Origin of the sequence: Spirosoma sp. KCTC 42546, assembly GCF_006965485.1 — a bacterium.
GTDB lineage: Bacteria > Bacteroidota > Bacteroidia > Cytophagales > Spirosomataceae > Spirosoma.
On record NZ_CP041360.1, the window covers coordinates 1,818,060 to 1,841,343 of the forward strand.

Here is a 23,284-nt window from a genome sequence, read left to right on the forward strand (position 1 = left end):
CTAAATTTGCTAAAATCCCTGTCTTTTTTCATAAATGCATACCTTGGGCTACTATCTCATCTGCGTCTAAGTGTGTGAAGTTTCGACTCTATTGATACGTTCGATTCTATTAATTCTGGTTATCGGCCCCTGAGTATCTATAGAAACTAAAGCGTCTGAATTGAAGGAATACTAATGATCATGATACTGAGAAGGATGATAGGAAACCGAAAATACAGCATTCTTAGCGTGGCAACAGCAGGTTAACTTCTTCCACAACGTTGGTACGTGCATCCACTGGACGCATTCGGAAGGAGTACGTGTAGGGTTTAGTTGCAGGAAGGAGGTAGTCTGCGTGAACACGAGGTGACCAGCTATCATCTCCCCCAAGGCCCATCTGCGCCATATCGACATTAACTACTGTTACATTACCACGTTCAACTTCCTGGGTGTTTGGCTGCTTGGCTTTTAGTAAAGCGGCATCAGTATAGTTGCGGGCGTTGATGTTTAGGGGTGAACTCGTACTCACATCGCTCATTAGTAAAAGGCCAAAACCTGTTGCATCGGTAAGTTTGGCCCAACGTACATCTGTTTTATTCCCATTTTCCTGCGCCATTGTATATGGGAAAAACTGGTCGGCCACTTTTGTATCGTATAGCCCAACTTTAGCGGCATCTTTCCGGTCTGCATAACTCTCAAAGGGACCACGTCCGTACCAACTGAAGTTAATGAAACTGGCTGGTAACTGGAGTTGCATACCAACCCGTGCCAGTGGGGGCAATGCGCCCGAGGGTGTATAGGTAGTTGTAACGAACACCTCGCCCGTACCATACACGATGTAATCGGTTTGCTGGCGTATACTACCTCCAACACCGACCAGCTCATTGGTGCAGCTAAGGCGAACCATTTGGGGACGTGGGTCAATTTTGAACTCAACAGGATGAGCCCTGATGCTGTCTAAACCTGCTTTGCGCCAGCGGGCAGCAAACGAAGCCGTTCCACCTCCTTCGTCATTATCGGTAGGAACCCGCCAGAAACTAGGCTGAAGGCCCCCGGCTGGACTGCCCCCGGCTGGATTGTTCTCTGCTACTAAATTCTTGCCTTTGTAAATCCATTGACGTAGTGTGCCGGTAGTTTTGTCGAACACAACGGCGAACTCTTTTCCACGAACCGTCACGATCGTTGGCGTTGCAGTCATCTTCACAAGGGGAATGCGATTCATTCCAACGACGACTTGAGCCGGTGAATCGGTTTTGACCGGGAATTGACCTGAAGCTACTTCATGGCCAGCAGATGCCCAATTGGTAGCCTGTTTCAGACGAACGCTTACAGTCAGAAAGTATTCCCCTGATTGGGCGCTACGCTCGGCGAGGGCAGTTGCCGAGGGACGTGCATTTCCGTCGATCTGTCGGGTATCTACGGGCGCAGTTAGTCGGACAGGTAATGTTAAAACCTGCGTTTGGCCGGGTTTAGCTACTAGATTTGTTTCGCTACCACGCTGCACAATTTCACCGTTTCGGAGTAGTTCCCAGTCCAGCCGGAAAGGTTCAAGCGATTGAAAGTCATAGGTATTTCGAACGTTTATCTTAACGGGCTGACTAGGCGTTAGTGGAGCAGGTGTACTTAGTTTTACGTATTGATACACCAGTTTTACCTCATTGATTTCAGGTTGAGGTATTCGATCCGGATTAACCAGACCATCGCCTGCATTGGCTCCGTCGATGTAGTTGATGTGGTCGGTAAATTGGTTTCCTTCTTTGTTTTTTAATCGTAACCCCTGGTCGACCCAGTCCCAGATAAACGCGCCCTGCATGCGAGGGTATTTGTCGATAGCAGTCCAGTAATCTTTCAAATTACCGACACTGTTCCCCATTGAGTGCGCATATTCACAAACGATAACGGGCCGGTGCGGATCTTTTTCCATCAGCTTTACCAACTCATCGACTGATGGGTACATGGTCGAAATAATATCGAAATTGGTCAGCGATGTGCCGTTGTAGGGTTGCCGACCTTCATAATGAATAGGCCTGGTCGGGTCAATCAGTCGAATGATATCGGCCATATCTTTAAAGTTCTGGCCCATACCTGTTTCATTTCCCAAAGACCAGATGACAATAGATGGATGATTCTTATCCCGTTCAACCATAGCCCGACCGCGTGCCACAAAGGCATCGCGCCATTCCGGTTTAGCGGCTGGGGTCTGGTTCTTACCCCATAACTCGTGGCTTTCGATATTGGCTTCGTCGATCACATAAAGCCCATATTCATCGCAGAGATCATACCAGTCCGTTACGTTGGGATAATGTGATGTCCGAACGGCATTGATGTTGTATTGCTTCATCAGCTTGATGTCCTGAATCATCGACTCGCGACTGATAACGCGTCCCGTGTTGGGATCGAACTCGTGTCGATTAACGCCCTTATAGGTAACAGGTTTGCCATTCACCAGGAGTTGCCCGTCGGTTAGGGTCATTTCCCGGAAACCCACGTGTTGACTTATGGCTTCTGATACCTGCCCATCCGGGCCAATCAACTGCACTGTTAGCGTATAGAGCGTCGGCGTTTCGGCGCTCCAGAGGGCAGGGGATTTTATGTCTTTTTTGATACGGAACAGGGCTTCCTGTCCCGTATCGGTAGCACTTTCGGAGCTAATCGTTTCCGAAAAAATAACAGTTCGTTTAGGATCGTATAGATTAATTCGGAGTCGATAAGGAGTCTGTGTGCCCAATGGTGCCAGGTTGCGAACATTGGCTGTAAGTTTCAAACTGGCATCGTGATACTGATCATCCAAATCGGTAACGATGGTTAAATCACGGAGATATGTTTTAGGCGTGGCAACCAGAAATACATCGCGGAAAATACCCGAAATGCGCCAGAAGTCCTGATCTTCGAGGTAGCTCCCATCCGACCAGTTAATGACTTCAACCGCCAGTAAATTTTCACCTGCTTTGAGTTTGTCGGTAATTAGAAATTCGGCAGGGGTCATGCTATCTTCGTGATAACCAACGGCCTGTCCATTTAGGTATACCCGGCAGGTAGATTGCACGCCCGCGAAATGTAGAAATACCTCACGATCCTGGAACGAAGCGGGAAGCGTGAACCGCATTCGGTATAGTCCAACCGCGTTGGTATCCGATGTAATGCGTGGGGGTGTGGCCGGGAATGGATGCTTGATATTCGTGAAAATAGGCCGGTCATACGGGCGGCCCTCCCGGGCACCAACAACCTGCCAGTTGGACGGTACAGGCAGGTTGTCCCAGTTTTGATCATTCGTTGTGGGCTGATAGAAGTCGACCGGAATCAACCTGGGATGCTTAAGCCACTTGAACTTCCAACTGCCATTTAGCAATTTGATAGTAGGCGATGTACGCCAGTCAGTTATGGTGAGGGCCTGTTGTTCAGTTGCAAACGGGATAAGTGTTGCGTGCGGCTTCTCGGTGTGCAAACTGATTACTTGCGGGTCTTCCCAGTCGGGTAGGGTTTGGGCCTGACTGTTGACTATCCATAAAATTGTTAAAAAGAGGGAAGGAATTAAGCGTTTGTGCATTACAGGTACGTTTTATTTATGACACAAGCGAACTGTTTCAACTGGCATGGGTTGACAAAGAATCTGCCAACTCGTGACCTATGGCTTTGACAGCGTAAATTTCGCATAAATTTAACCGCCTTTTACTGCCTTATACCCTCATGTCTATACGTAGTCTAGTTTTTTGTTTATCACTTACCGCGCTTACCTTAACGGTTTCTGCCCAATCTCGTCGACGCGCTCAGCTAACGGCTTCTCAATCAAATGGTCCTGTACCGGTGGTTTCGGCTCCACAGGCTCGTTTGCTGGAGAGTATGGTGATGAATAGCTCGCTGATGAATCAGGCCATTAAGTTCTCGATTTACCTGCCCCCCGACTACTACGTTTCTAACCGACGCTATCCGGTGGTTTATCTGCTTCACGGGTTGGGAGATAATGAAACGGGCTGGGTACAGTTTGGCGAGGCCGATCGTATTGCCGATGAGGGCATTAAATCAGGCGAACTACCACCAATGATTATTGTGATGCCCAATGCAGGCGTTACCTGGTATGTGAACGACTACCAGAATAAGGTTCGATACGAAGATATGTTTGTGCAGGAACTGATTCCGCACATCGACTCCTCCTTTCGAACCCGCACCGAACGCACGTATCGGGCTATCTCCGGGCTGTCGATGGGTGGATTTGGGTCGTTAACCCTGGCCATGCATCATCCTGAATTATTTAGTGCCTGTGCTGCGCTGAGTGCGGCCGTTCGTACCGATGAAACATTTGTCAGTATACCCGACGAGCGGTACAATACAGTATATGCTCCCATATTTAGTGGTCCTGCTCAAGGTCAGGATCGGCTAACACTTACCTGGAAGCGTAATAGTCCCATTACGCTGGCGAAATCGGCTCCAGAGAGTGATCTGACAAAAGTGCGCTGGTATCTGGATTGTGGTGATGACGATGCGCTAACGGTTGGAAATGCCATGCTTCATATTGCACTACTAGAGCGTAAAATTCCCCACGAATACCGCGCTCGCGACGGAGCCCACACCTGGTCCTATTGGCGTAGTGGCTTACCTGACGCGTTAAAATTTATAGGAACCAGTTTTCATCATTAAGAACTAGCCAAACCTATACGCCAGATTGCCCGAACGGTCTCTAAAGATCTTATAGATTTAAATAAAAAAGCCGCGCAGGTACTACCTACGCGGCTTTTTTATGCATTCTGCTATACTTAGTCAGGATTTGTACGCTTCTGAAACGGGATTATAGCTTCGGTTTGGTCCCAGGCCAGAATCATATCGGTCCCGTTGGCTGAGGGAGAGAAGCTGATATAGAATTGCTCAGCCATCGGGCTATGTTTCCGTGATACAATAGGTACCCGTAGCACGTCTTTTGTCTGATCGTAATTCGTACCCCACTGGCCAGTTTCACGGTTGAAAATCGCGATCCACCCTTCGGCTGAGGGGATGGTCCAGAGAGAATAGTCACCTTTTTCTAAAGGTTGTCCGGCTACGGTTACGTTCTGGTCCAGTTCAATTACGGTTGCTTCGTTGGCACCGGTCCGCCAGACTTCACCGTAGGGAACAAGTCCGCCAAAAATCTTGCGTCCTTTCTTATAGGGTTGGCAGTAATCGACTTTAATTTTCAGGCCATTTTGGTCTACCTGGGCAACGGCTTCGGGACTACTGGATTTGGTCCAGCTACGCAACGAGAAAAAGCCAATAAGTGCAACGGCAGCAATAATACCGAGGATAATCAGTATACGTTTCATGAATGCTCAGAGGTTAAGAACTGTCAGCCTGCAAGGTAGGAATATTTTGTAGTTTGCTGGCCTCCCAAAGATTTTTATGGGCAAGCGTCAGGCAATAAGGAAGGAGGGGATTTTATTGCCTGACGGTAGGAAGAGAAGCAGAATGCAACGGTAAACGTTTATAAAATGGTGTGGATAGAAGCGGAAATTAGTACTATTAGAGTAGTCTCTGGCTGCCCAATTTATTCCATAGGTTGGTAGAGGAATGGAAGTTCCAGATCAAGAATGAATGGGTAGTGTAAAGTAACAAGTATCTCGGTATGCCTACTCGACAAATCTTTCAACGTCGGGATATTACTGACGAAGTAGGTGTTTTTACGAACGAACGAATTTTTACAAATTATCCTGACTGCTTACCTAATAGTATGGCTGGATAAGCCTGCCATTCCTAGGTATATAGAAGTTGGCTTTTTGTTGTATCATTACAAGTACTTGTACTATTTTTCTGATTTACTGTCTGGATAGATTTTATTTAGTATGCAATCTATTGGCTTGTGTAAACAAATGGCCAGACTTTTGTTCGGCGGGGCAATTCTTGCATGTGGAATGATATGGGCTTATTCGGTCAACGCACAGACACCCCAGGTTGGTAAGCTCCTGTATGAAAAATTAGCTAAAACACAGCAGGAATATAAAGAAGCAATGGCTACCGGCGACTCATTGGCCGTTGCTGAGACCTGTTATTTAATGGGCAAACGCTATGGCGCATTGGGCGATTATTTGACGGCCCAAAAGTGGTTTATCCGATCGTTACGAATACGGGAGCCATTGGGCCCTTCGGAAGATATTGGCAAGGTTTATCTCCGAATGACGGAGAATGAAGTCATTCAGAAACATTACCAGGCCGCCATGCAATACGCCCATCGGGCCGAAGCCAATATGCGCGTGGCTCATTCCATACAGGGTCAACTAAGTGCTAACAATGTACTGGCTGGCGTTTATGAGTTAGGCTGGAAAATGAACCATGAAAGGCCGGGGGCTATACTAATGGCGCCTGCTAATTCACTCGATAGTTCACTATATTATCTGCGCAGGGCTGAGAAAATGGCTATTGCTTTAAATAAGCCTTATGAGGTGGCCCTTATCTATAACTGTATGGGCAAAACATTGGCGCTGAAAGATGCACGTCATTCTATTCAATACCTGAAAAAAGCTTACGCCATATACGGTCCTATGAAGCAGCCGTATCCGCTCATTAATATCTCGCAGGAACTAGCTGATTGTTACCTGAAGCTCGGGCAACCAGGGGTTGCAAAAAAATGGCTGGATACCGCCACGCATATGCGCGACTCCACAGGGCACGGCGATTACTGGCAAAATCGAAATATTGAAGAAGTCTACACAAAACTTTACAAACAAACCGGGCAGTGGAGACTGGCATTTGATCATCAGGAAAAATACCTCTCCTTACTTGTTCAGACAATGAATGCCGACCGGGAAGGTGCAATTGCCCGATCGGCAATGTTATATGAAATTGAAAAAAAGGAGGGGAAACTTAAAGCACAGCAGAAAGAGTTGGCGCTACGACAGGAGAGCCTAAAAGCCCAGCAAAGGCTAATCATTATTACTACTGTGCTGTTTTTGATGGCTGGTGTTGCCTGCGTATTTTTTTATTGGTTATTCAGAAAGTACCTGCGCATTAGTGGACACAATGCTAAATTAGTGAGAGAGCAAAACCATCGGGTAAAAAATAACCTCCAGTCAATCACTAGTTTGTTAGGCTTACAATTTAACCGATTAACCGATTCGGCGGCCCGCCAGGCCGTGGAAGAAAGCCTGCTACGCGTAGAAGCAATGGCGCTGGTACATCAGCGACTTTACGACGGCGATCGGTTAGTGGAGGTAGACCTTACGCACTATATTCCGGAGCTTGTTGGTGGCGTGTTACGTAGTTTTAGTTTTGATCATATTCGGCAGGAGTATGACCTCAGGCCAATTTGGCTAAATGCCGATGCAGCTGTTAACGTAGGGCTTTTATTAAATGAACTGGTTACCAATTCGTGTAAGTATGCATTTCCATTTCATCCAAAACCTGTTTTGGAGATAGGATGCCAGGAAGAGAATGGACGGATTCGGATTTGGTTTTCAGATAATGGGCCGGGCTTTATGCCCTCCGCAAAAGGCAATTCGTTTGGGATGAAGCTGATCGATATGATCACTGAAAAATTGAAAGGGAAAAAGAGTTTTAGTGCTAATAAGGGTAGTCAGTTTACACTATCGTTTGACTGTCAGGCTTTAACAATGTCGTCCTGATTCGCTAGTAACCCTAACCGGGTGTCTCAACTCTATATTGATGATAATTAATTCAGATGGAAACGCCTTTACGTGTACTGATCGTAGAAGATGACCTGTTTATGGCCACAGATATGGAAGAAAGCCTGGTCAAAGCGGGCTACATTATCTGCGGGAAGGCAACTGATTTTGACGAAGCTGTCAGGCTAATGAAGCAAAATGCGCCCGATATTCTACTAGTAGACATAAAACTCAATGGACCTGCTGATGGAATAACGACCGTTAAAGAACTGATGCGTATCAAATGGGTGCCTATAATTTATATAACGGGAAGCTCAGAAACCGAGACATTTAATCGGGCTAAAAGTACATTTCCAGCTGCGTTTTTGCATAAGCCTTTTCGCATACGAGAGCTATCCGCACAAATTGATCTGGCAATGCATAATTTTTATGCAGGTAATATTAATGGCGCTCCCGAGTTACCCGATCATACGTTTTTACCCACAGGAAGTGGCTATATTCGAGTTATTAAGCCTGAAATTCAATTTGTGAAGGCCGACCGGGGGAATACCGAACTATTTCTGACCACATCTGGATTTCATAGAATTTATCCGACTAAAGCCTATCAGCCCATCAATGTATCCCTGAACTTAGGCAAACTAGTGCCTTATCTGTCGGGCGGATTCTACCAATTATCGCGTTCGCTGGTTATCAATCTCAACTACCTGGATCGTATCGAGTCGAACCGCTTGTATATAGGTTCACAGGAGATTACAATTCCTGAAGGAGCCCGGAAGCCTCTGATTGACCGGCTACAGGTTGTCAGAACTCGTTAGCTGATTTCCTTTAACTAAAATTTACTTGTAGATAAAATGTGTAAATAGGTCACTAGTTGCGTATTGCTTAACTTTATGGCTTAAAATTGCTGTAGAGTGAAGCCGAGCCATCTGCGGTCATGCATCGCAGGAAGCTGTTAAGAATGTTGAAACGGCTATTTGTTTAGCGAAGTTAGGCTTCAAAGTACGTTTGCTGCCTATTACAAATGTGCCTGGCGTGAAAAATCCTGATGCCTATTTGATAGAGGAAGATATTGTGATTGAGTTCAAGCACAATACTACACCGACAGCGTCAGCGATTGAAAACGAACTACGCGACGCCAAAAAGCAAGCTAACTACGTTCTTCTCCACATCAAAAGTGATCTGACAAAAGGGGCTTTAATACGGGGATTACGTAGTTGCATACACCGGGCAATAAATATTCTGGAAGTCTGGATTATTTTTAAAGGGGAATTATTCTGCTTTACGCCAGATCAAATTCGTAATGAGCCAATTGAGTATAAAATACAATGAGGTGACGCTAAAACCGGCCGGTTGCATCACCTCAAGGAGGAGTCGAGGATCTCTCCCCAACTATTACAAAGGTACTAACTACTTTAGTAACAATCAATATAACTAAACTTACGCCGTCTCCTTCTTCAGTTTATCCCGTAACTGAAACAGCTCATCGCGTAAGCGGGCGGCCTCCAGGAAGTCGAGGTCTTTGGCGGCCCGTTCCATTTTGGATTGGGTTTCGTTGATCATTTTCTCCAGATCGCCTTTGCCCATGTAGCGGACTACTGGATCGGCGGCAATACGGATTTCCTCTGGTTCAACGTAGAAATGCTTCGCCTTCGAATCGGCCACTTTGGTTTGCCCCATAATGGCTTCTCGTGACTTCAGGACGGTCATAGGCGTGATGCCGTTGTCCGTATTATATTCCAACTGAATAGCCCGGCGACGGTTCGTTTCGTCGATGGCTTTCTCCATGGAGCCTGTGATTCGGTCAGCATACATAATCACTTTCCCGTTCGAGTTACGAGCTGCCCGGCCAATGGTCTGAATCAATGACCGAATGTCGCGCAGAAAACCTTCTTTATCGGCATCCATGATGGCAACAAGCGATACTTCGGGTAAGTCGAGCCCCTCGCGGAGGAGGTTAACGCCAACCAGTACATCGAAGGTGCCCAGTCGAAGATCACGCAAAATTTCAACCCGATCCAGCGTTTTTACCTCCGAGTGAATATAACGGGTTTTTATGCCTACGCGATCAAGGTACTTTGTGAGTTCTTCAGCCATACGTTTGGTGAGGGTCGTTACCAAAACGCGCTCATGATTTTTGATGCGGCTGTCGATGGATTCGAGAAGATCGTCGATCTGATTCAGACTTGGACGAACCTCAATTTCTGGGTCGAGCAGGCCCGTGGGCCGAATGAGTTGCTCTACAATAACGCCATCGCTTTTGCGAAGTTCGTAGTCGGAGGGAGTGGCCGACACATAGATCGACTGCCCCGATAAATCTTCGAATTCCTGGAAGGTAAGCGGGCGGTTGTCCATGGCCGATGGAAGCCGGAAGCCGTAGTCGACGAGGGCTGTTTTGCGCGAGCGGTCGCCACCCCACATGGCCCGAATCTGTGGAATTGTAGCATGACTTTCGTCAATGACCATCAGGTAATCGTCGGGGAAATAGTCGAGCAGGCAGAACGGACGCTGACCCGGTTTTCGTTTATCAAAATAACGGGAATAGTTTTCTATACCCGAACAATAGCCTAGTTCACGCATCATTTCGAGGTCGAACTCCGTGCGTTCCCGAATGCGTGTGGCTTCCTGTTCCCGCATCTCCGATTCGAAGTAGCGCACCTGTGCCACCATATCGTCCTGAATTTCGTGGATGGCATTATTCAGTGTATCGCGACCGGTAACGAAGAGATTGGCCGGGAAGATCGTTACCATATTTTCGTTCGAAATTTTCCGGCCAGTGCTGGGATCAATCTGCTGGATCGTTTCAATTTCGTCGCCGAAGAAAATAACGCGGTAGGCAAAGTCGGCATAGGCAACGTACAGGTCAACGGTATCGCCTTTGACCCGGAAATTACCGCGCTGAAATTCGCCTTCCGTACGGCTATACAGAATACTGACCAACTGGTGCAAAAACTGGTTCCGGCTCATTTGCTCCCCAACGCCAATCCTCACCACATTCCGCTTGAATTCTTCCGGATTGCCCATGCCATAAATGCAGGAGACAGACGCTACCACAATCACGTCGCGCCGACCACTCATCAGAGCCGACGTTGCTGCCAACCGCAGTTTATCGATTTCCTCGTTGATCGCGAGATCTTTCTCGATATACGTGTTCGTTGTGGCGATGAATGCTTCCGGCTGATAATAGTCGTAATACGAGATGAAATACTCGACCGCATTTTCGGGGAAAAACTGCTTGAATTCGCCGTAAAGCTGGGCTGCCAGCGTTTTGTTATGGCTTAGAACGAGCGTTGGTCGGTTGGTCTGCGCAATAAGGTTGGCGACGGTGAATGTCTTGCCTGATCCCGTGACCCCAAGTAATACCTGTGCGGGTTCGCCTTCATTTACGCCCTTGACCAACTTTTCAATTGCTTTCGGCTGGTCGCCGGTCGGTTGAAATTCAGAGGTTAATTTGAAGTTCATTAGTTGCGTTTAGAATCTGGCTAATTTACGAAGATTTGGGCTGGATTGCAAGGACACTTTTTAACTTGTTACTTGCTGATTCATTCCCAATTTGCAGCGTCAGGAACTATATGAGCCCCGATTCTACTACTAACCCATTTGACCCGATAAACGTTATTAGTTCATCCGGCGAATCCATACAAATTCGATTATTGGAGCCCTCCGATGCGCCAAAACTCCTTGATTATTTTACTGGCTTATCGGCCCAAACCCGTCAGTATTTCGGCCCACATCCCTTCGATTCGGAAACCGTAAATACGATCTGCAATACTTTAGATCCAAAAGAATGTGCCCGAATTGTTGCGCTTTCACCGGAGCATGAACGTATTCTGGCTTATGTTCTGGTAAGTTCTGGCGCAACACCTGCTGATGTAGTTCGGTATAAATCCCTGGGAATTGATATAAATGCCGAAACGGATTGTTCACTGGCACCGTCTATTGCAGATGCCTACCAGAGCCAGCGTCTAGGCAATTTTCTGATGGAAAAAGCATTAGCCGTGGCAAAGGGAATGCTTAAAAAACGAGTGATTTTGTGGGGTGGGGTACAGGCTCGTAACGAACGGGCTGTTCGGTATTACCGAAAATACGGCTTTGTGGAACTGGGGCAGTTTGAGACGGATGTGCTTAACTACGATATGTACCTTTCGTTGGAGTAAGCAGTAAATAGATTCTATAGTTTCTGTGGATTCTATTGATACGTTCAAATGAACTTAGGACGATAGAATCCGTAGAAACCATAGAATCTGAATTATACGTGTTAGCTGTTTAGTCTTATCGATCCTCCATCCAGCGGGTAGTCGCATCCGGTTAGAAAGCCTGCTTCGTCGGAGCAGAGGTATAAGGCTAACGCGCCAACCTCTGTTGGTTCAGCCATACGACCAATAGGCTGGGCTTTTGATAATTTCTCGAACATTTCGGCTTCCCGACCTGCGTAGGTTCTCGCAATGAATCCATCCACAAAAGGCGTATGTACCCGAGCAGGTGAAATACAGTTGCAGCGAATGTTATCATTTAAATAATCCTTCGCTACAGAAAGCGTCATAGTCAACACGGCACCTTTGCTCATCGAATAGGCAAAGCGATCGGCGAGGCCCAATGTAGCCGCTATCGATGCCATGTTCAGAACTACACCGCCACCATTGGCTTTCAAATGTGGAATCGTGGCATACAGGCAGTTGTAAACGCCCTTAACATTGATACGGAAAATGCGGTCGAAGTCGGCTTCCGACGTGCTTTCAACTGTGCCAATGTGCGACACACCTGCGTTGTTAACCAGAATATGAATCGGTCCCTGCTCTGCAATTTGATTGATAACCTCAATCGCTTGCTGCTGATTTGATACATCAACGGCGTGGCTTGTTGCCTGACCGCCCGCCTGTTGAATCTCGCTGGCAGCCTGCTCGGCCTGGTCTTTGTTAAGGTCAAGGATATAAACTGATGCGCCTGCCTGGGCAAACGTCTTCGAAATGGCCAGCCCAATACCGCTGGCTCCCCCTGTAATGAGGGCGGTTTTGTTTTTGAGTGAGAACATAGTTGAAGGGATAAAGGAGGAAAGGGAAAAAGGAGGAAGGAAAAGACAGGACGCTCGATTATTTTCTTCTTTGTCCCTTTCTTCCTTCCTCCTTTTCCTCCCTCTATAGTGAAACACCCCGTTTCCAGGGAATAAAGTCGTCTTGGCCTAGGCGTTCGGCCTGGGTTGTTTCTTCGCCCGAAGCCAGTCGGATAATGTATTCGAGCAGTGCATCGGCATTTTGGGCAATACTTTGCTCGCCGTCGATAATAGGGCCACTATCGAAGTCAATTACATCGGGCATTCTGTTTTTAAGAATGGTATTCGTCGATACTTTAACGACCGGGCAAACTGGGTTGCCGGTGGGTGTGCCGAGGCCGGTGGTAAACAGAATGACGTTAGTGCCCGAACCCGCCATGCCGGTTGTGGCTTCTACATCGTTGCCAGGCGTGCAAAGTAGGCTCAGACCGGGAGTAGTAGCTGGTTCGGCGTAATCCAGTACGTCGGCAACGGGGGCTGTTCCACCTTTTTTAGCCGCACCCGCCGACTTAATGGCATCGGTAATTAGTCCGTCTTTGATATTGCCCGGCGACGGATTCATGTCGAACCCTGATCCAACGGCTTCGGCCTGAGCCGAGTAATCGCCCATCAGGGTAATGAATTTCTGGGCTTTGGCTAGATCTTCTGTACGATTGATGAGTTCCTGCTCAACCCCGTTGAGTTCCGGAAATTCGGCCAGCACCGTTTTGCCGCCTAGCGCTACAAGGGTATCAGACAGGTGGCCTAAAACGGGATTGGCTGAAATACCCGAAAAGCCATCGGAGCCACCGCATTTCAGACCAACGGTTAGGGCGCTCAGTGGAGCGGGTTGTCGTTCTAGTTTATTGATTTCAACTAAGCCCAGAAAGGTTTCTTTAATAGCCTCCGACATGAGCGCGTACTCGGTTCCGGCCTGTTGCTCGAATAATAACAATGGTTTGTTAAATTTCGGATTCTGCCGCTTGATTTCGGCTGAAATCATATCGGTTTGTAAGTGCTGACATCCTAAACTCAATACCGTTGCTCCGGCTACATTGGGGTTGTTGATGAACCCGGCCAACAGCGAGCCCAAATAACCTGAATCCTGGCGGGTGCCGCCACAGCCCATCTCATGGGTCAGGAATTTAATGCCGTCAATATTTTTGAATGGCCGCTTTGCGGCATGGTTGCCCAACTGCGAAGGCTCAACAAACGGCTGCATCTTTTTGATGACATCCATTTCGCCCGCTTTGTATAAACTCAGAAGCTCATGAACGTTTTCGCGGTAGATGTCGGGTTGCGCATAGCCCAGTTCGCGTTCAAAGGCGTCTTTCAGGATCAGCACATTCCGATTCTCGCAGAAAACCAGCGGCACCACCAGCCAATAGTTACGGGTACCAACGCTGCCATCGGCGCGGTGGTAGCCCATGAATGTGCGGTTCTGCCAGGACGAAACATCGGGCGGCTGCCAGGAGTAGGGCTGTTTTTTGTCGAGACCGTACTGATCGGAATCGTGTTTTAGGTTAAACGTTGTGATCGGCTCTCCCCGCTTGATGGGTTGGGTCGCTTTGCCAACCAGCACACCGTACATCGTGATCGGATCGCCGGGTTGCCGGTCTTCGGTCACAAATTTATGTTTGGCTCCAACGGCGTAAGGCAGCTCGTAAGTATCATTTTCAAATTCAATGTGCTCTCCTGCCGACAGGTTGCGAAGGGCTACGATAACATTATCGCCAGGATGAACTTTCAGGACACGGGCAGTCATTAGAAAAACTATTTTTTAGACTAAAGAGACGCAATAGGCCGAAATATACCACCTCTCCGCAAAAACTTTATCCATGTTGTTGCGAATGTGAGCACCATTGCCAAGTTTTAAGACTTAATTCCTACCCGTTACCGATGCCTCCACTTTCTTCTGTAAACCAAACCGGCTTTCTGGCTGGTCGACTGATGTCTATGGACGTCTATCGAGGCTTTGTCATGACCTTGATGGCTGCCGAAATCCTGCAATTTGACCATCTTCACGAAGCCTTTCCCGATAGTGCTTTCTGGGCATTTCTGGCTCATCACCAGAGCCACGTTGCGTGGGCTGGCTGCTCATTACACGATCTGATTCAACCGTCGTTTTCATTTTTGGTCGGGGTGGCTTTACCCTATTCAATTGCCAGTCGGGTCAAGCAGGGGCAATCATTCCCGGTACAGGTGGGTCATGCGTTCCGGCGGTCATTGATTTTAATTTTGCTCGGCATTTTTCTACGCTCCACCCATGCTGATCAAACGCGGTTTACGTTTGAGGATACACTCACACAAATAGGCTTGGGTTACCCATTTCTATTTTTAATCGGTAGCGCCCCCAAGCCCCGAACTGCCTGGATAGCCTTCGGCGTAATTCTGGTTGGCTACTGGTTAGCGTTTATCCTTTATCCGGCTCCTGGGGTGTCTCCCGGCACAGTTTTTGATTTTAGTGCGGTTGGTGTCCCGTCAGACTGGCCGGAGCATTATACTGGATTAATGGCCCATTTTGATAAAAATAGTAATCTGGCCTGGGCTTTTGATACCTGGTTCCTTAATCTGTTTCCGCGCGAGAACCCATTTTTATTCAATGGGGGAGGGTATGCCACCCTTAGTTTCATTCCTACCCTTGGCACTATGTTGCTGGGTTTACAAGCTGGCCGGTGGTTACGGTCGGGGATGACAGAGCGTGAAATTCTAAAACATTTCCTGATTGCGGGGGCTATCGGCCTGGTTAGTGGCGTTCTGCTGCATGTTGCCGGTATTTGTCCCATTGTCAAACGAATCTGGACGCCTGCCTGGGTGCTCTTCAGTGGTGGCTGGTGCTTTTGGTTACTGGCGCTTTTCTACGGCGTTATCGATGTGGCTGGTAAACGAAAATGGGCGTTTCCGCTGGTTGTTGTGGGAATGAACTCCATTGCTATTTACTGTCTGGTGCACCTGATCGACAAGTTTATTATCACATCCTTATATACACACTTGGGTCACGGGCCTTTTCAGGTGTTTGGTACCACGTATGAGCCACTATTAATCGGCCTTGTTACGCTGGCTATTTTTTACCTTATTCTTCGGTGGATGTACCGCCGTAATTTATTTATCCGAATCTAATGTATGATCACGGCTAATATCCTGAATCTCTTCGATCAAACGATTTTTTATGGCACGCTCACCGTCGAAAATGGGCGGATCAACGAGATTCATCGTCTTGGGCCCGAACGTCCGGGTGAACCTTATGTACTGCCCGGTTTTGTCGATGCCCACGTTCATGTGGAAAGTTCTTTGCTAACGCCCCCGCAGTTTGCCCGGTTGGCTGTTGTGCACGGAACGGTGGCCACGGTGTCGGACCCGCATGAGATCGGGAATGTGCTTGGTGTAGCCGGTGTGCACTACATGATTGATGAGGCTCGCCGGGTTCCCTTTAAATTTATGTTTGGCGCACCCTCCTGCGTTCCGGCCACAACGTTCGAGACGGCTGGTGCTACCATCAGTGTGAAAGATGTTCGGAACTTACTGGCACTGAAAGAAATAGGCTACCTGGCCGAAATGATGAATTTTCCGGGTGTGCTACATCAGGACCCCGACGTAATGGCTAAAATCGCCCTGGCCAATGCATTCAATAAGCCTGTTGATGGCCACGCTCCTGGCTTAACTGGCGACGATGCCCAGCGCTACATGGATGCTGGTATCACCACCGACCATGAATGTTTTACCTACGAAGAGGGTCTGGATAAAGCGAAACGGGGTATGAATATTCTCATTCGTGAAGGAAGTGCCGCCCGTAACTTCGAAGCTCTGATTCCACTGCTGGCTGAGTTCCCACAGCAGATTATGTTCTGTTCGGACGATAAACATCCGGATACACTGTCAGAAGGCCACATCAATCAGTTAGTTGTACGGGCTTTGGCAAAAGGTCATTCTCTGTGGAATGTACTCCGGGCGGCCTGTTTAAATCCGGTCTTACATTATCGACTACCCGTTGGTTTGCTTCGCGAGGGTGACCCTGCTGATTATATCGTGGTTGATAATCTGCGGGAATTTCATATCCAGCAAACCGTAATTAATGGTGAGATCGTAGCTGAAAATGGCCAATCGAACATACCCGATTTGCGGAGCGAACACGTCAATCAGTTTAGCTGCTCACCTAAGAAACCGGAGGATTTTTTGGTGAAAATGGAGTCTGCGGGATTAATCCGGGTCATTGAAGCACTCGATGGGCAGCTCATCACCAACGAACTTCACCTGGAACCCAAACTGGAGAACAACCAAATTGTGCCGGATGTGGAGCGGGATATTCTGAAAATGGTTGTCGTTAATCGGTATCAGGACGCTCCTCCAGCTATTGCTTTCATTAAAAACTTTGGGTTGAAACACGGGGCCATTGCCTCGTCGGTTGGGCATGATTCGCATAATATTACGGCGGTTGGTTGCGATGATGACAGTATCTGCAAAGCCGTCAATCTGGTGATAGAAGCTCGGGGAGGGTTATCGGCGGTGGGGAGTGAGCATGGGGCCAGGGGCATGGGGCATGGGCTTTCCTCTCCTCACACCCCCCTGCCCCCTGCCCCTGGCCCCCTACTACTCCCGTTGCCGGTGGCAGGCCTAATGACCGATACCGATGGGTATGATGTAGCTACACAATATACATTACTCGATCAGTTCGCAAAGCAGGAATTAGGGAGTATGCTGGCAGCGCCATTTATGACCTTATCCTTTATGGCTCTATTGGTTATTCCAAACCTGAAATTAAGTGATAAAGGATTGTTTGATGGAAAAAGGTTCACTTTTGTGTCGATGCAAACGGAAAATGCGTGACCATAAAAAAAAAATTTAAGTACTTTTTTTAATTCTATTTTTTATGGGTAAGTTTACACACCCCAAGGCTATTCCTAACCTTTACCCTCTCTATCATGGCTCGCTCCCGTACTCAAATCGGACCCGACGACGAAACACTGTGGAATCTGTTTCGTAGTGGTGATGAAAATGCGTTTGCCCGACTGTATCAAAATTATGTTCAAACCCTTTACCATTATTGCGCCCATTTTGCCACCGACCGGGCGTTGATTAAAGATTGCATCCACGATTTGTTCGTTGAACTCTGGAAGCACCGCACAACCATCGGACCAACCACTTCGGTACGGTTCTATCTGATGGCTTCAATTAAACGTAAGCTGGTTCGACACCTGACCGCCGAACAGAAATTAGTTAGTCAGGACGACATGATCAATGGTCGGCGCGTTGGCGATACGCTTCCGGGTGCTGATCCATCCCATGAAAACCTGTTAATTGCCCACGAGGAAGATTCGTTTATGAATGACTGCCTGCATCAGGCCCTCGAAAAATTACCCCGTCGTCAGCGCGAAGCTGTTCATTTACGGTATTTTCAGAACATGAGTAATGAAGAGATTTCGGCCCTCATGCACATTAACATTCAGTCTGTTTACAATTTGATTTTTGGTGCTATGAGCAACCTCAAGCGTTATGTTACGCTCGAAAATGTGTCGCTCTGACGCTGACTATTCCTAACCTATTCTCCAACCCGGTAACTGTAAATTAGTTGCCGGGTTTTTGTTTTAGAACCAGCAATTCCTGACCACACTTGGCAATTTTTATATCATTGGGGTAACTTCGTTGAATGAATACAGACTCAACGCCTTTACCCGAGCGGGTACGTCCCCGCACACTCAATGATGTTATTGGTCAGCGAAAGCTTATTGGTCCTACTGGTGCCCTTCGGCGGGCTGTAGAATCGGGCCGACTGCCGTCCATGATTTTATGGGGGCCACCTGGTGTTGGAAAAACGACTCTGGCTTTATTACTGGCCGAAGCCGTCAAACGACCATTTATAGCCCTGAGCGCGATCAATTCGGGAGTAAAGGAAATTCGTGATGTGCTGAGCCGCCCAAGTGGAATATTCCCGCCGGTGGTGTTTATCGACGAAATCCACCGCTTCAACAAAAGCCAGCAGGATGCTTTGCTGGGAGCCGTTGAGAAAGGGCAGATCACATTGATCGGTGCCACGACAGAAAACCCATCCTTCGAAGTAAACAGTGCCTTGCTGTCGCGTTGTCAGGTGTATATTCTGGAAGGGCTCAATCGCGAGGAGTTGATCCAGGTAGTTGATCGGGCCATTGCGCAGGATACGTTTTTGCAATCAAAAAAAATTACGGTTGACTCATACGATACGCTGCTCCGCTTATCGGGTGGCGATGGCCGTAAACTGCTGAATCTATTGGAACTGGTTGCTTCTGCCCACGTATCAGTTGACCCGCTAGTTATCACGGATGAAGGCGTGACGACCGTAGCGCAACAGAACATTGCCCGATACGATAAATCAGGCGAGCAGCATTATGATATCATCTCGGCCTTCATCAAATCATTGCGTGGTTCCGACCCGAACGCGGCTTTATATTGGATGGCTCGGATGATTGTAGCGGGCGAAGACCCGATTTTTATTGCCCGACGCATGCTCATCATGGCATCGGAAGATATCGGCAATGCCAACCCAACTGCAATGATTATGGCATCGGAAGCCGTGCAGGCAATTCGGGCGATCGGTATGCCCGAAGGTCGGATTATTCTTTCGCAAGTGGCTGTTTACTTGGCAACCTCGCCTAAAAGTAACGCGAGTTATGTAGCTATCGATGAGGCCATTGCATTGGCCGAGCAAACAGCTCATTTGCCCGTACCCTTACATCTGCGTAACGCACCAACCAAATTGATGAAGCAAATTGGCTATGGAAAAGATTACCAATATTCACATGCGCACGAAGGCAACTTTGCCCAGCAAAACTTCCTGCCCGACGACCTGAAAGGTCATAAACTCTACGAACCTGGCCACAACGCCCGCGAAGCTGAAATTCGGAGGAGCCTACAGAAGTGGTGGGGAGACTGGTATGGGTATTAACGGAAACTACCACCTCACTTGCCCGTCACCCACAACAATCCACTTCTCGGTTACTAATTTCTCGAGTGCGAATGGGCCGCGAGCGTGGAGTTTCTGGGTTGAAATACCGATTTCGGCACCTAGGCCAAAGACACCGCCATCCGTAAATCGGGTAGACGCGTTCGCATACACCGCAGCGGCATCGACCTCGCGAAGGAATTGGTCGATAAGCGGCTGATTTTGAGAGATAATTGCTTCGGAGTGGCGCGATGAGTACGCCTGAATATGAGAAAGGGCTTCGTCTAAATTTGCCACGACTTTCACGGCGCATTTGTAATCCAGAAACTCACGACCAAAGTCCTCGGGTTGGGCGTGTTGCAGGTTTGTGTAGCCCGCTTTCTCGAAAATGTCGTAAGCAATTTCATCGGCGAAAACTTCCACGTTCCATTTGTTGAAGTCGGCGGTCAGCATGGGTAGAAAGCGCTCGGCGATGGTTTCGTCAACCAGCACGCAGTCGAGTGAATTACAGACCGATGGGCGCGAGACGCGGGCATTTACAACAATGGCGGCAGCTTTGTCTAAATCAGCGGTTTGCTCTACATAGGCATGGCAAACACCAGCACCCGTTTCAATCGTGGGCACAAGTGAGTTTTTGCGAACGAATTGAATCAACGACTCTGAACCACGAGGGATGATAATGTCCACGTAGCGTGTGGCGGTGAGCAATTCATTCACAACGGCCCGGTCGGGAGGGAGCAGCGTTACGGCAGCTTTCGGTACCCCAAACTCAATCAACACACCCTGAATCAGGCTAATTAAATACCGATTCGAGCAATCGGCTTCTTTACCACCTTTGAGTACGCAGGCATTTCCCGAACGTAAACACAACGAGGCTACATCGACCGTTACGTTTGGACGAGCTTCGTAAATAACACCAACAACGCCCAGCGGTACCGCAATTTTTTTGAGCTTTAATCCCTGTTCGATGGTACGCTCCAGAATGACTTCTCCAGCCGGATCGGGCAATACGGCCACTTCGCGCAAACTTTTGGAAAGGTCGGCTACGCGACTTTCGGTCAGTTTGAGCCGATCATATTTGGGGTCGGCGGTCGACATACGGTCGAGATCCTTTTGATTCTCGGCCACGATATCGGCAGTGTGAGCAGCCAGAACATCGGCCAGCCGATTGAGTAAATCAGTTTTTTCAGCAGGGCTAAGCCGCCGAACGGCTGCTGCAGCTTGCTGAGTAGCCTGGAGAAGTGGCGTAATAGGAGTCATATTTTTGAATTCGTTAACTGGTCATGAATGTAGACTAATACTTCTGCCAGCGAAATGTCAAAGCTATCGGTTACAACTTCCGATCCACTTCGATAATCGTGTTTGTGATGTGGAAAGGAGGCAAGTTTAGGAAAATGCGGTACGTTGTCCCAACGAACAAGCCAACTAGTGTTGCCTGTTTGCCATTGAAAAGCGTATTTACGAACAAGGTTTCCTATGTATTCATTCGTATAAAGAACCGACCTGTCGGTAAATTCTATTCGCAATTTCAAATGAAATTTATCGGCAGTATGCTCATGAACAAGGACGTCGTATTTACTGACGATTGGATTTTCATTCAGAGTAAATAGGGCATTGGTTATAAGCGATATATACCTATTCATTCAATTATTTCAATCGACCCTTTCTTTATTTCTTCGATGCCTTTAAGCACATCGGGCAACATACCAACAGCCGCCGACCAGTCGATGTTGTCATCCCACTCTTCAAATACTTCTTTTTCAGTACTTTCGATGTGTTTTTCGAACTCGTCCAGTGTCATGCCGTATTTCCGCTCCATTCGGGTAATTGTTTCCTCAAAGCGGTGTTTTCGAGCCAAATAATCGATCATGACCCACTGTTGCACTGCTTGCTTCGTTACCTGTACCATACCAGATTACGTTTAAGAACAAAATTGGCTAAAAACATTGGTCTACAAAAGTACAATATCATTCGCATTGGCGACCTCAACATTTTGCTGATTAAGCTGTTGCGTTAACGTTTCCGACGAAATCCGCGTTCGGGCTACGGCTATGGTTTCCTGTTTTTCATCCAGAATTTCGACCAGTTCTCCGGCAGCAAAATCATCCAATACGGCCCGAACACCCACAGCCAGCAAACTCCGGCGTTGTTTCAGCGCACGCACGGCACCCGCATCGATCTGCACGCGTCCTACGGCTAAACTACCACTGGCCAGCCACCGATTTCGGGCGGAGAGGGTAATTGGGTGCGGTGTGAACTCGGTGCCCGTTTCGCCCCGTAAAGCCCGGCCAAGACTGTCGGGTTCGTTTAAGCCGAAAATAACAACACGAATGCCCATACGGGTAGCCAGTTTAGCGAAGGTTAGCTTAGAGGCCATACCGCCCAAACCCAGCGATGATTTATCGGTTCGAACAACGCCAAATACGCGTTCATCGAACTCGACAACCTGTCGAATTATATGCCCATTTGCATCCAATAAGCCACCGACCGATGTGCATAGCATCAGGGCTTCGGCCCCAAAGCCTACGGCAATGAGGGTGGCCAATTCGTCATTATCAGAAAACTTCAGTTCACGATTGCTCACCACATCATTTTCGTTGGCAATTGGGATCAGGTCATTTTCCCACAGTTCTTCATAGGTCTGCTTGAGTTGCAGAAACTGGTCGCGGCTGGCAAAATGATGCCGTTCGCAAAGGCTTTGGGCAATCGAAATTCCGTAAATAGAAAAGAAGCGCGAATACTGGTTGAGTAGCAGTAAATTACCTACAGCCGCAGCCGCTTTACGCTGGGTAATATCACCTTTATAATCACGAATCAGGGCTTTCCCGGCACCCACTGCCCCCGACGACACCAATACAATACGGTAGTGTGGATGCAGGGCGGCTACCTGTCGGGCAATATCGACCATAACAGGCTCATTGGGTTCGCCGGTAGGTTTTGTAATGGAAGCAGTACCAAACTTTAGTACTAAAACTGGCTTAGACATGCGGGCAAAGATAGGGATTTACCGTTTTAGGTATATGGTTTTTGGTTTTCAGTAGGCTGGGTAAGTTCAACTTGCAGCAACCGTAAACCATATACTGAAAACTGTAAACCGGTCACTATCTACACCTTTTCGGGCACCAGACCCGTGAATCGGGCTTTTTGTTTAAGGGCGGTTTTAAGTTGCTTGAGGTAGTCTGCTTTGGGGATTTCGATGGCACCGTAGCGCCGAACGTTATCGTTAATGAACTGCGTATCGAGCAGCGAGAAATGCTGCTGGCGGAGAATCAGGATTAAATTGTGGAATGCCACTTTCGAGGAATTGCTAACCTCGCTAAACATCGATTCGCCGAAAAAAGCCGAGCCCAGCGCAACCCCGTATAAGCCGCCGACCAGCCGATTGTCTATATACGTTTCAACACTATGGGCCAGCCCCATATGATGTAATTCGGTATAAGCCGCAATAATTTCGTCGGAAATCCAGACACTATCGTCTTCAGAACGGGGTTTCGAACAGGCACGCATGACCTCAGGAAAGGCGGTATTTATACGAATCTCGAACTGATTGCGGTTCAGAATCGGGCGAAGAGATTTGGCAGGTTTATAACTATGAATGGGAATAATGGCGCGCGGATCGGGGGCGTACCAATAAAGCGTACCGTCGGCATCGGCCATTGGGAAAATCCCGTTTATGTACCCGTAAATCAGGTCATCAGCGGTTAGCTTATTCATGAAAACAGTAAAAGTGTCGTATGACAAAGATAGAAAAGGTGAAAATAGTACCACAATATACTAATTACC

General features: G+C 48.0%; 19 protein-coding genes. 9 read left to right on the plus strand and 10 right to left on the minus strand.

Going from position 1 to position 23,284, the window contains the following annotated elements:
- Positions 1-223 precede the first annotated feature (223 nt).
- The gene (locus EXU85_RS07360; protein WP_142771461.1) at positions 224-3,526 is read right to left on the minus strand and encodes a glycoside hydrolase family 2 TIM barrel-domain containing protein; all 3,303 of its coding nucleotides are present in this window, start codon (positions 3,524-3,526) and stop codon (positions 224-226) included.
- Positions 3,527-3,666: 140 nt separating this feature from the next.
- Between EXU85_RS07360 and EXU85_RS07365 the strand changes: the two genes are divergently transcribed.
- Positions 3,667-4,614, plus strand: a complete 948-nt coding sequence (locus EXU85_RS07365; protein ID WP_142771462.1) for an alpha/beta hydrolase family protein — start codon at positions 3,667-3,669, stop codon at positions 4,612-4,614.
- 116 nt (positions 4,615-4,730) lie between these two features.
- On the opposite strand, the gene EXU85_RS07370 is transcribed toward EXU85_RS07365, so the two are convergent.
- Positions 4,731-5,270, minus strand: a complete 540-nt coding sequence (locus EXU85_RS07370) for a DUF2911 domain-containing protein (protein ID WP_142771463.1) — start codon at positions 5,268-5,270, stop codon at positions 4,731-4,733.
- 543 nt (positions 5,271-5,813) lie between these two features.
- Here EXU85_RS07370 and EXU85_RS07375 point away from each other — a divergent pair.
- From EXU85_RS07375 to EXU85_RS07385, 3 genes are all read left to right on the plus strand, one after another.
- Positions 5,814-7,562, plus strand: coding sequence for a sensor histidine kinase (locus tag EXU85_RS07375; protein WP_168207756.1), 1,749 nt, complete (start codon positions 5,814-5,816; stop codon positions 7,560-7,562).
- A gap of 56 nt (positions 7,563-7,618) precedes the next feature.
- Positions 7,619-8,377: a response regulator gene (locus tag EXU85_RS07380; RefSeq protein WP_142771465.1), complete on the plus strand. Its 759-nt coding sequence runs from the start codon at positions 7,619-7,621 to the stop codon at positions 8,375-8,377.
- A gap of 217 nt (positions 8,378-8,594) precedes the next feature.
- Positions 8,595-8,891: a hypothetical protein gene (locus EXU85_RS07385; RefSeq protein WP_168207757.1), complete on the plus strand. Its 297-nt coding sequence runs from the start codon at positions 8,595-8,597 to the stop codon at positions 8,889-8,891.
- Between the two features lie 108 nt (positions 8,892-8,999).
- On the opposite strand, the gene uvrB is transcribed toward EXU85_RS07385, so the two are convergent.
- Entirely contained in the window at positions 9,000-11,021 is a 2,022-nt protein-coding gene (gene uvrB / locus EXU85_RS07390) for an excinuclease ABC subunit UvrB (protein ID WP_142771467.1), read from the minus strand.
- 110 nt (positions 11,022-11,131) lie between these two features.
- Here uvrB and EXU85_RS07395 point away from each other — a divergent pair, with 110 nt between their 5' ends.
- Positions 11,132-11,716 (plus strand): GNAT family N-acetyltransferase, encoded by a 585-nt coding sequence (locus EXU85_RS07395; protein ID WP_142771468.1) that lies wholly within the window; start codon positions 11,132-11,134, stop codon positions 11,714-11,716.
- A 101-nt stretch (positions 11,717-11,817) separates the two neighbouring features.
- On the opposite strand, the gene EXU85_RS07400 is transcribed toward EXU85_RS07395, so the two are convergent.
- Complete coding sequence (locus EXU85_RS07400) at positions 11,818-12,591, minus strand: SDR family NAD(P)-dependent oxidoreductase (RefSeq protein WP_142771469.1); 774 nt, start codon at positions 12,589-12,591, stop codon at positions 11,818-11,820.
- 103 nt (positions 12,592-12,694) lie between these two features.
- Entirely contained in the window at positions 12,695-14,353 is a 1,659-nt protein-coding gene (locus tag EXU85_RS07405; RefSeq protein WP_142771470.1) for a UxaA family hydrolase, read from the minus strand.
- Positions 14,354-14,544: 191 nt separating this feature from the next.
- On the opposite strand from EXU85_RS07405, the gene EXU85_RS07410 reads away from it, so the two are divergent.
- The 4 genes from EXU85_RS07410 to EXU85_RS07425 all read left to right on the plus strand — a co-directional run bounded on the left by EXU85_RS07410 (position 14,545) and on the right by EXU85_RS07425 (position 19,504).
- Positions 14,545-15,708 (plus strand): acyltransferase family protein, encoded by a 1,164-nt coding sequence (locus EXU85_RS07410; RefSeq protein WP_142776630.1) that lies wholly within the window; start codon positions 14,545-14,547, stop codon positions 15,706-15,708.
- A gap of 3 nt (positions 15,709-15,711) precedes the next feature.
- Positions 15,712-17,412: an adenine deaminase gene (gene ade, locus EXU85_RS07415; protein WP_142771471.1), complete on the plus strand. Its 1,701-nt coding sequence runs from the start codon at positions 15,712-15,714 to the stop codon at positions 17,410-17,412.
- A 95-nt stretch (positions 17,413-17,507) separates the two neighbouring features.
- The gene (locus EXU85_RS07420) at positions 17,508-18,107 is read left to right on the plus strand and encodes an RNA polymerase sigma factor (RefSeq protein WP_142771472.1); all 600 of its coding nucleotides are present in this window, start codon (positions 17,508-17,510) and stop codon (positions 18,105-18,107) included.
- 125 nt (positions 18,108-18,232) lie between these two features.
- Positions 18,233-19,504 carry a replication-associated recombination protein A gene (locus EXU85_RS07425; protein WP_142771473.1) on the plus strand — a complete coding sequence of 424 codons (1,272 nt, stop codon included), beginning with the start codon at positions 18,233-18,235 and terminating at the stop codon, positions 19,502-19,504.
- A gap of 6 nt (positions 19,505-19,510) precedes the next feature.
- Here the strand turns inward: EXU85_RS07425 and EXU85_RS07430 are convergent, their stop codons facing one another.
- The 5 genes from EXU85_RS07430 to aat all read right to left on the minus strand — a co-directional run bounded on the left by EXU85_RS07430 (position 19,511) and on the right by aat (position 23,215).
- A complete protein-coding gene (locus EXU85_RS07430) occupies positions 19,511-20,761 on the minus strand; it encodes a glutamate-5-semialdehyde dehydrogenase (RefSeq protein WP_142771474.1) in 1,251 nt (416 codons plus the stop codon).
- Positions 20,758-21,144 carry a DUF6516 family protein gene (locus EXU85_RS07435; protein ID WP_142771475.1) on the minus strand — a complete coding sequence of 129 codons (387 nt, stop codon included), beginning with the start codon at positions 21,142-21,144 and terminating at the stop codon, positions 20,758-20,760. The genes EXU85_RS07430 and EXU85_RS07435 overlap by 4 nt, the downstream gene beginning before the upstream one ends.
- Positions 21,141-21,410 carry a hypothetical protein gene (locus EXU85_RS07440; RefSeq protein ID WP_142771476.1) on the minus strand — a complete coding sequence of 90 codons (270 nt, stop codon included), beginning with the start codon at positions 21,408-21,410 and terminating at the stop codon, positions 21,141-21,143. Before EXU85_RS07440 ends, EXU85_RS07435 begins: the two co-directional genes overlap by 4 nt.
- A 42-nt stretch (positions 21,411-21,452) precedes the next feature.
- Complete coding sequence (gene proB / locus EXU85_RS07445; protein WP_142771477.1) at positions 21,453-22,487, minus strand: glutamate 5-kinase; 1,035 nt, start codon at positions 22,485-22,487, stop codon at positions 21,453-21,455.
- A gap of 119 nt (positions 22,488-22,606) precedes the next feature.
- The gene (aat, locus tag EXU85_RS07450; protein WP_142771478.1) at positions 22,607-23,215 is read right to left on the minus strand and encodes a leucyl/phenylalanyl-tRNA--protein transferase; all 609 of its coding nucleotides are present in this window, start codon (positions 23,213-23,215) and stop codon (positions 22,607-22,609) included.
- Between the last annotated feature and the right edge of the window lie 69 nt (positions 23,216-23,284).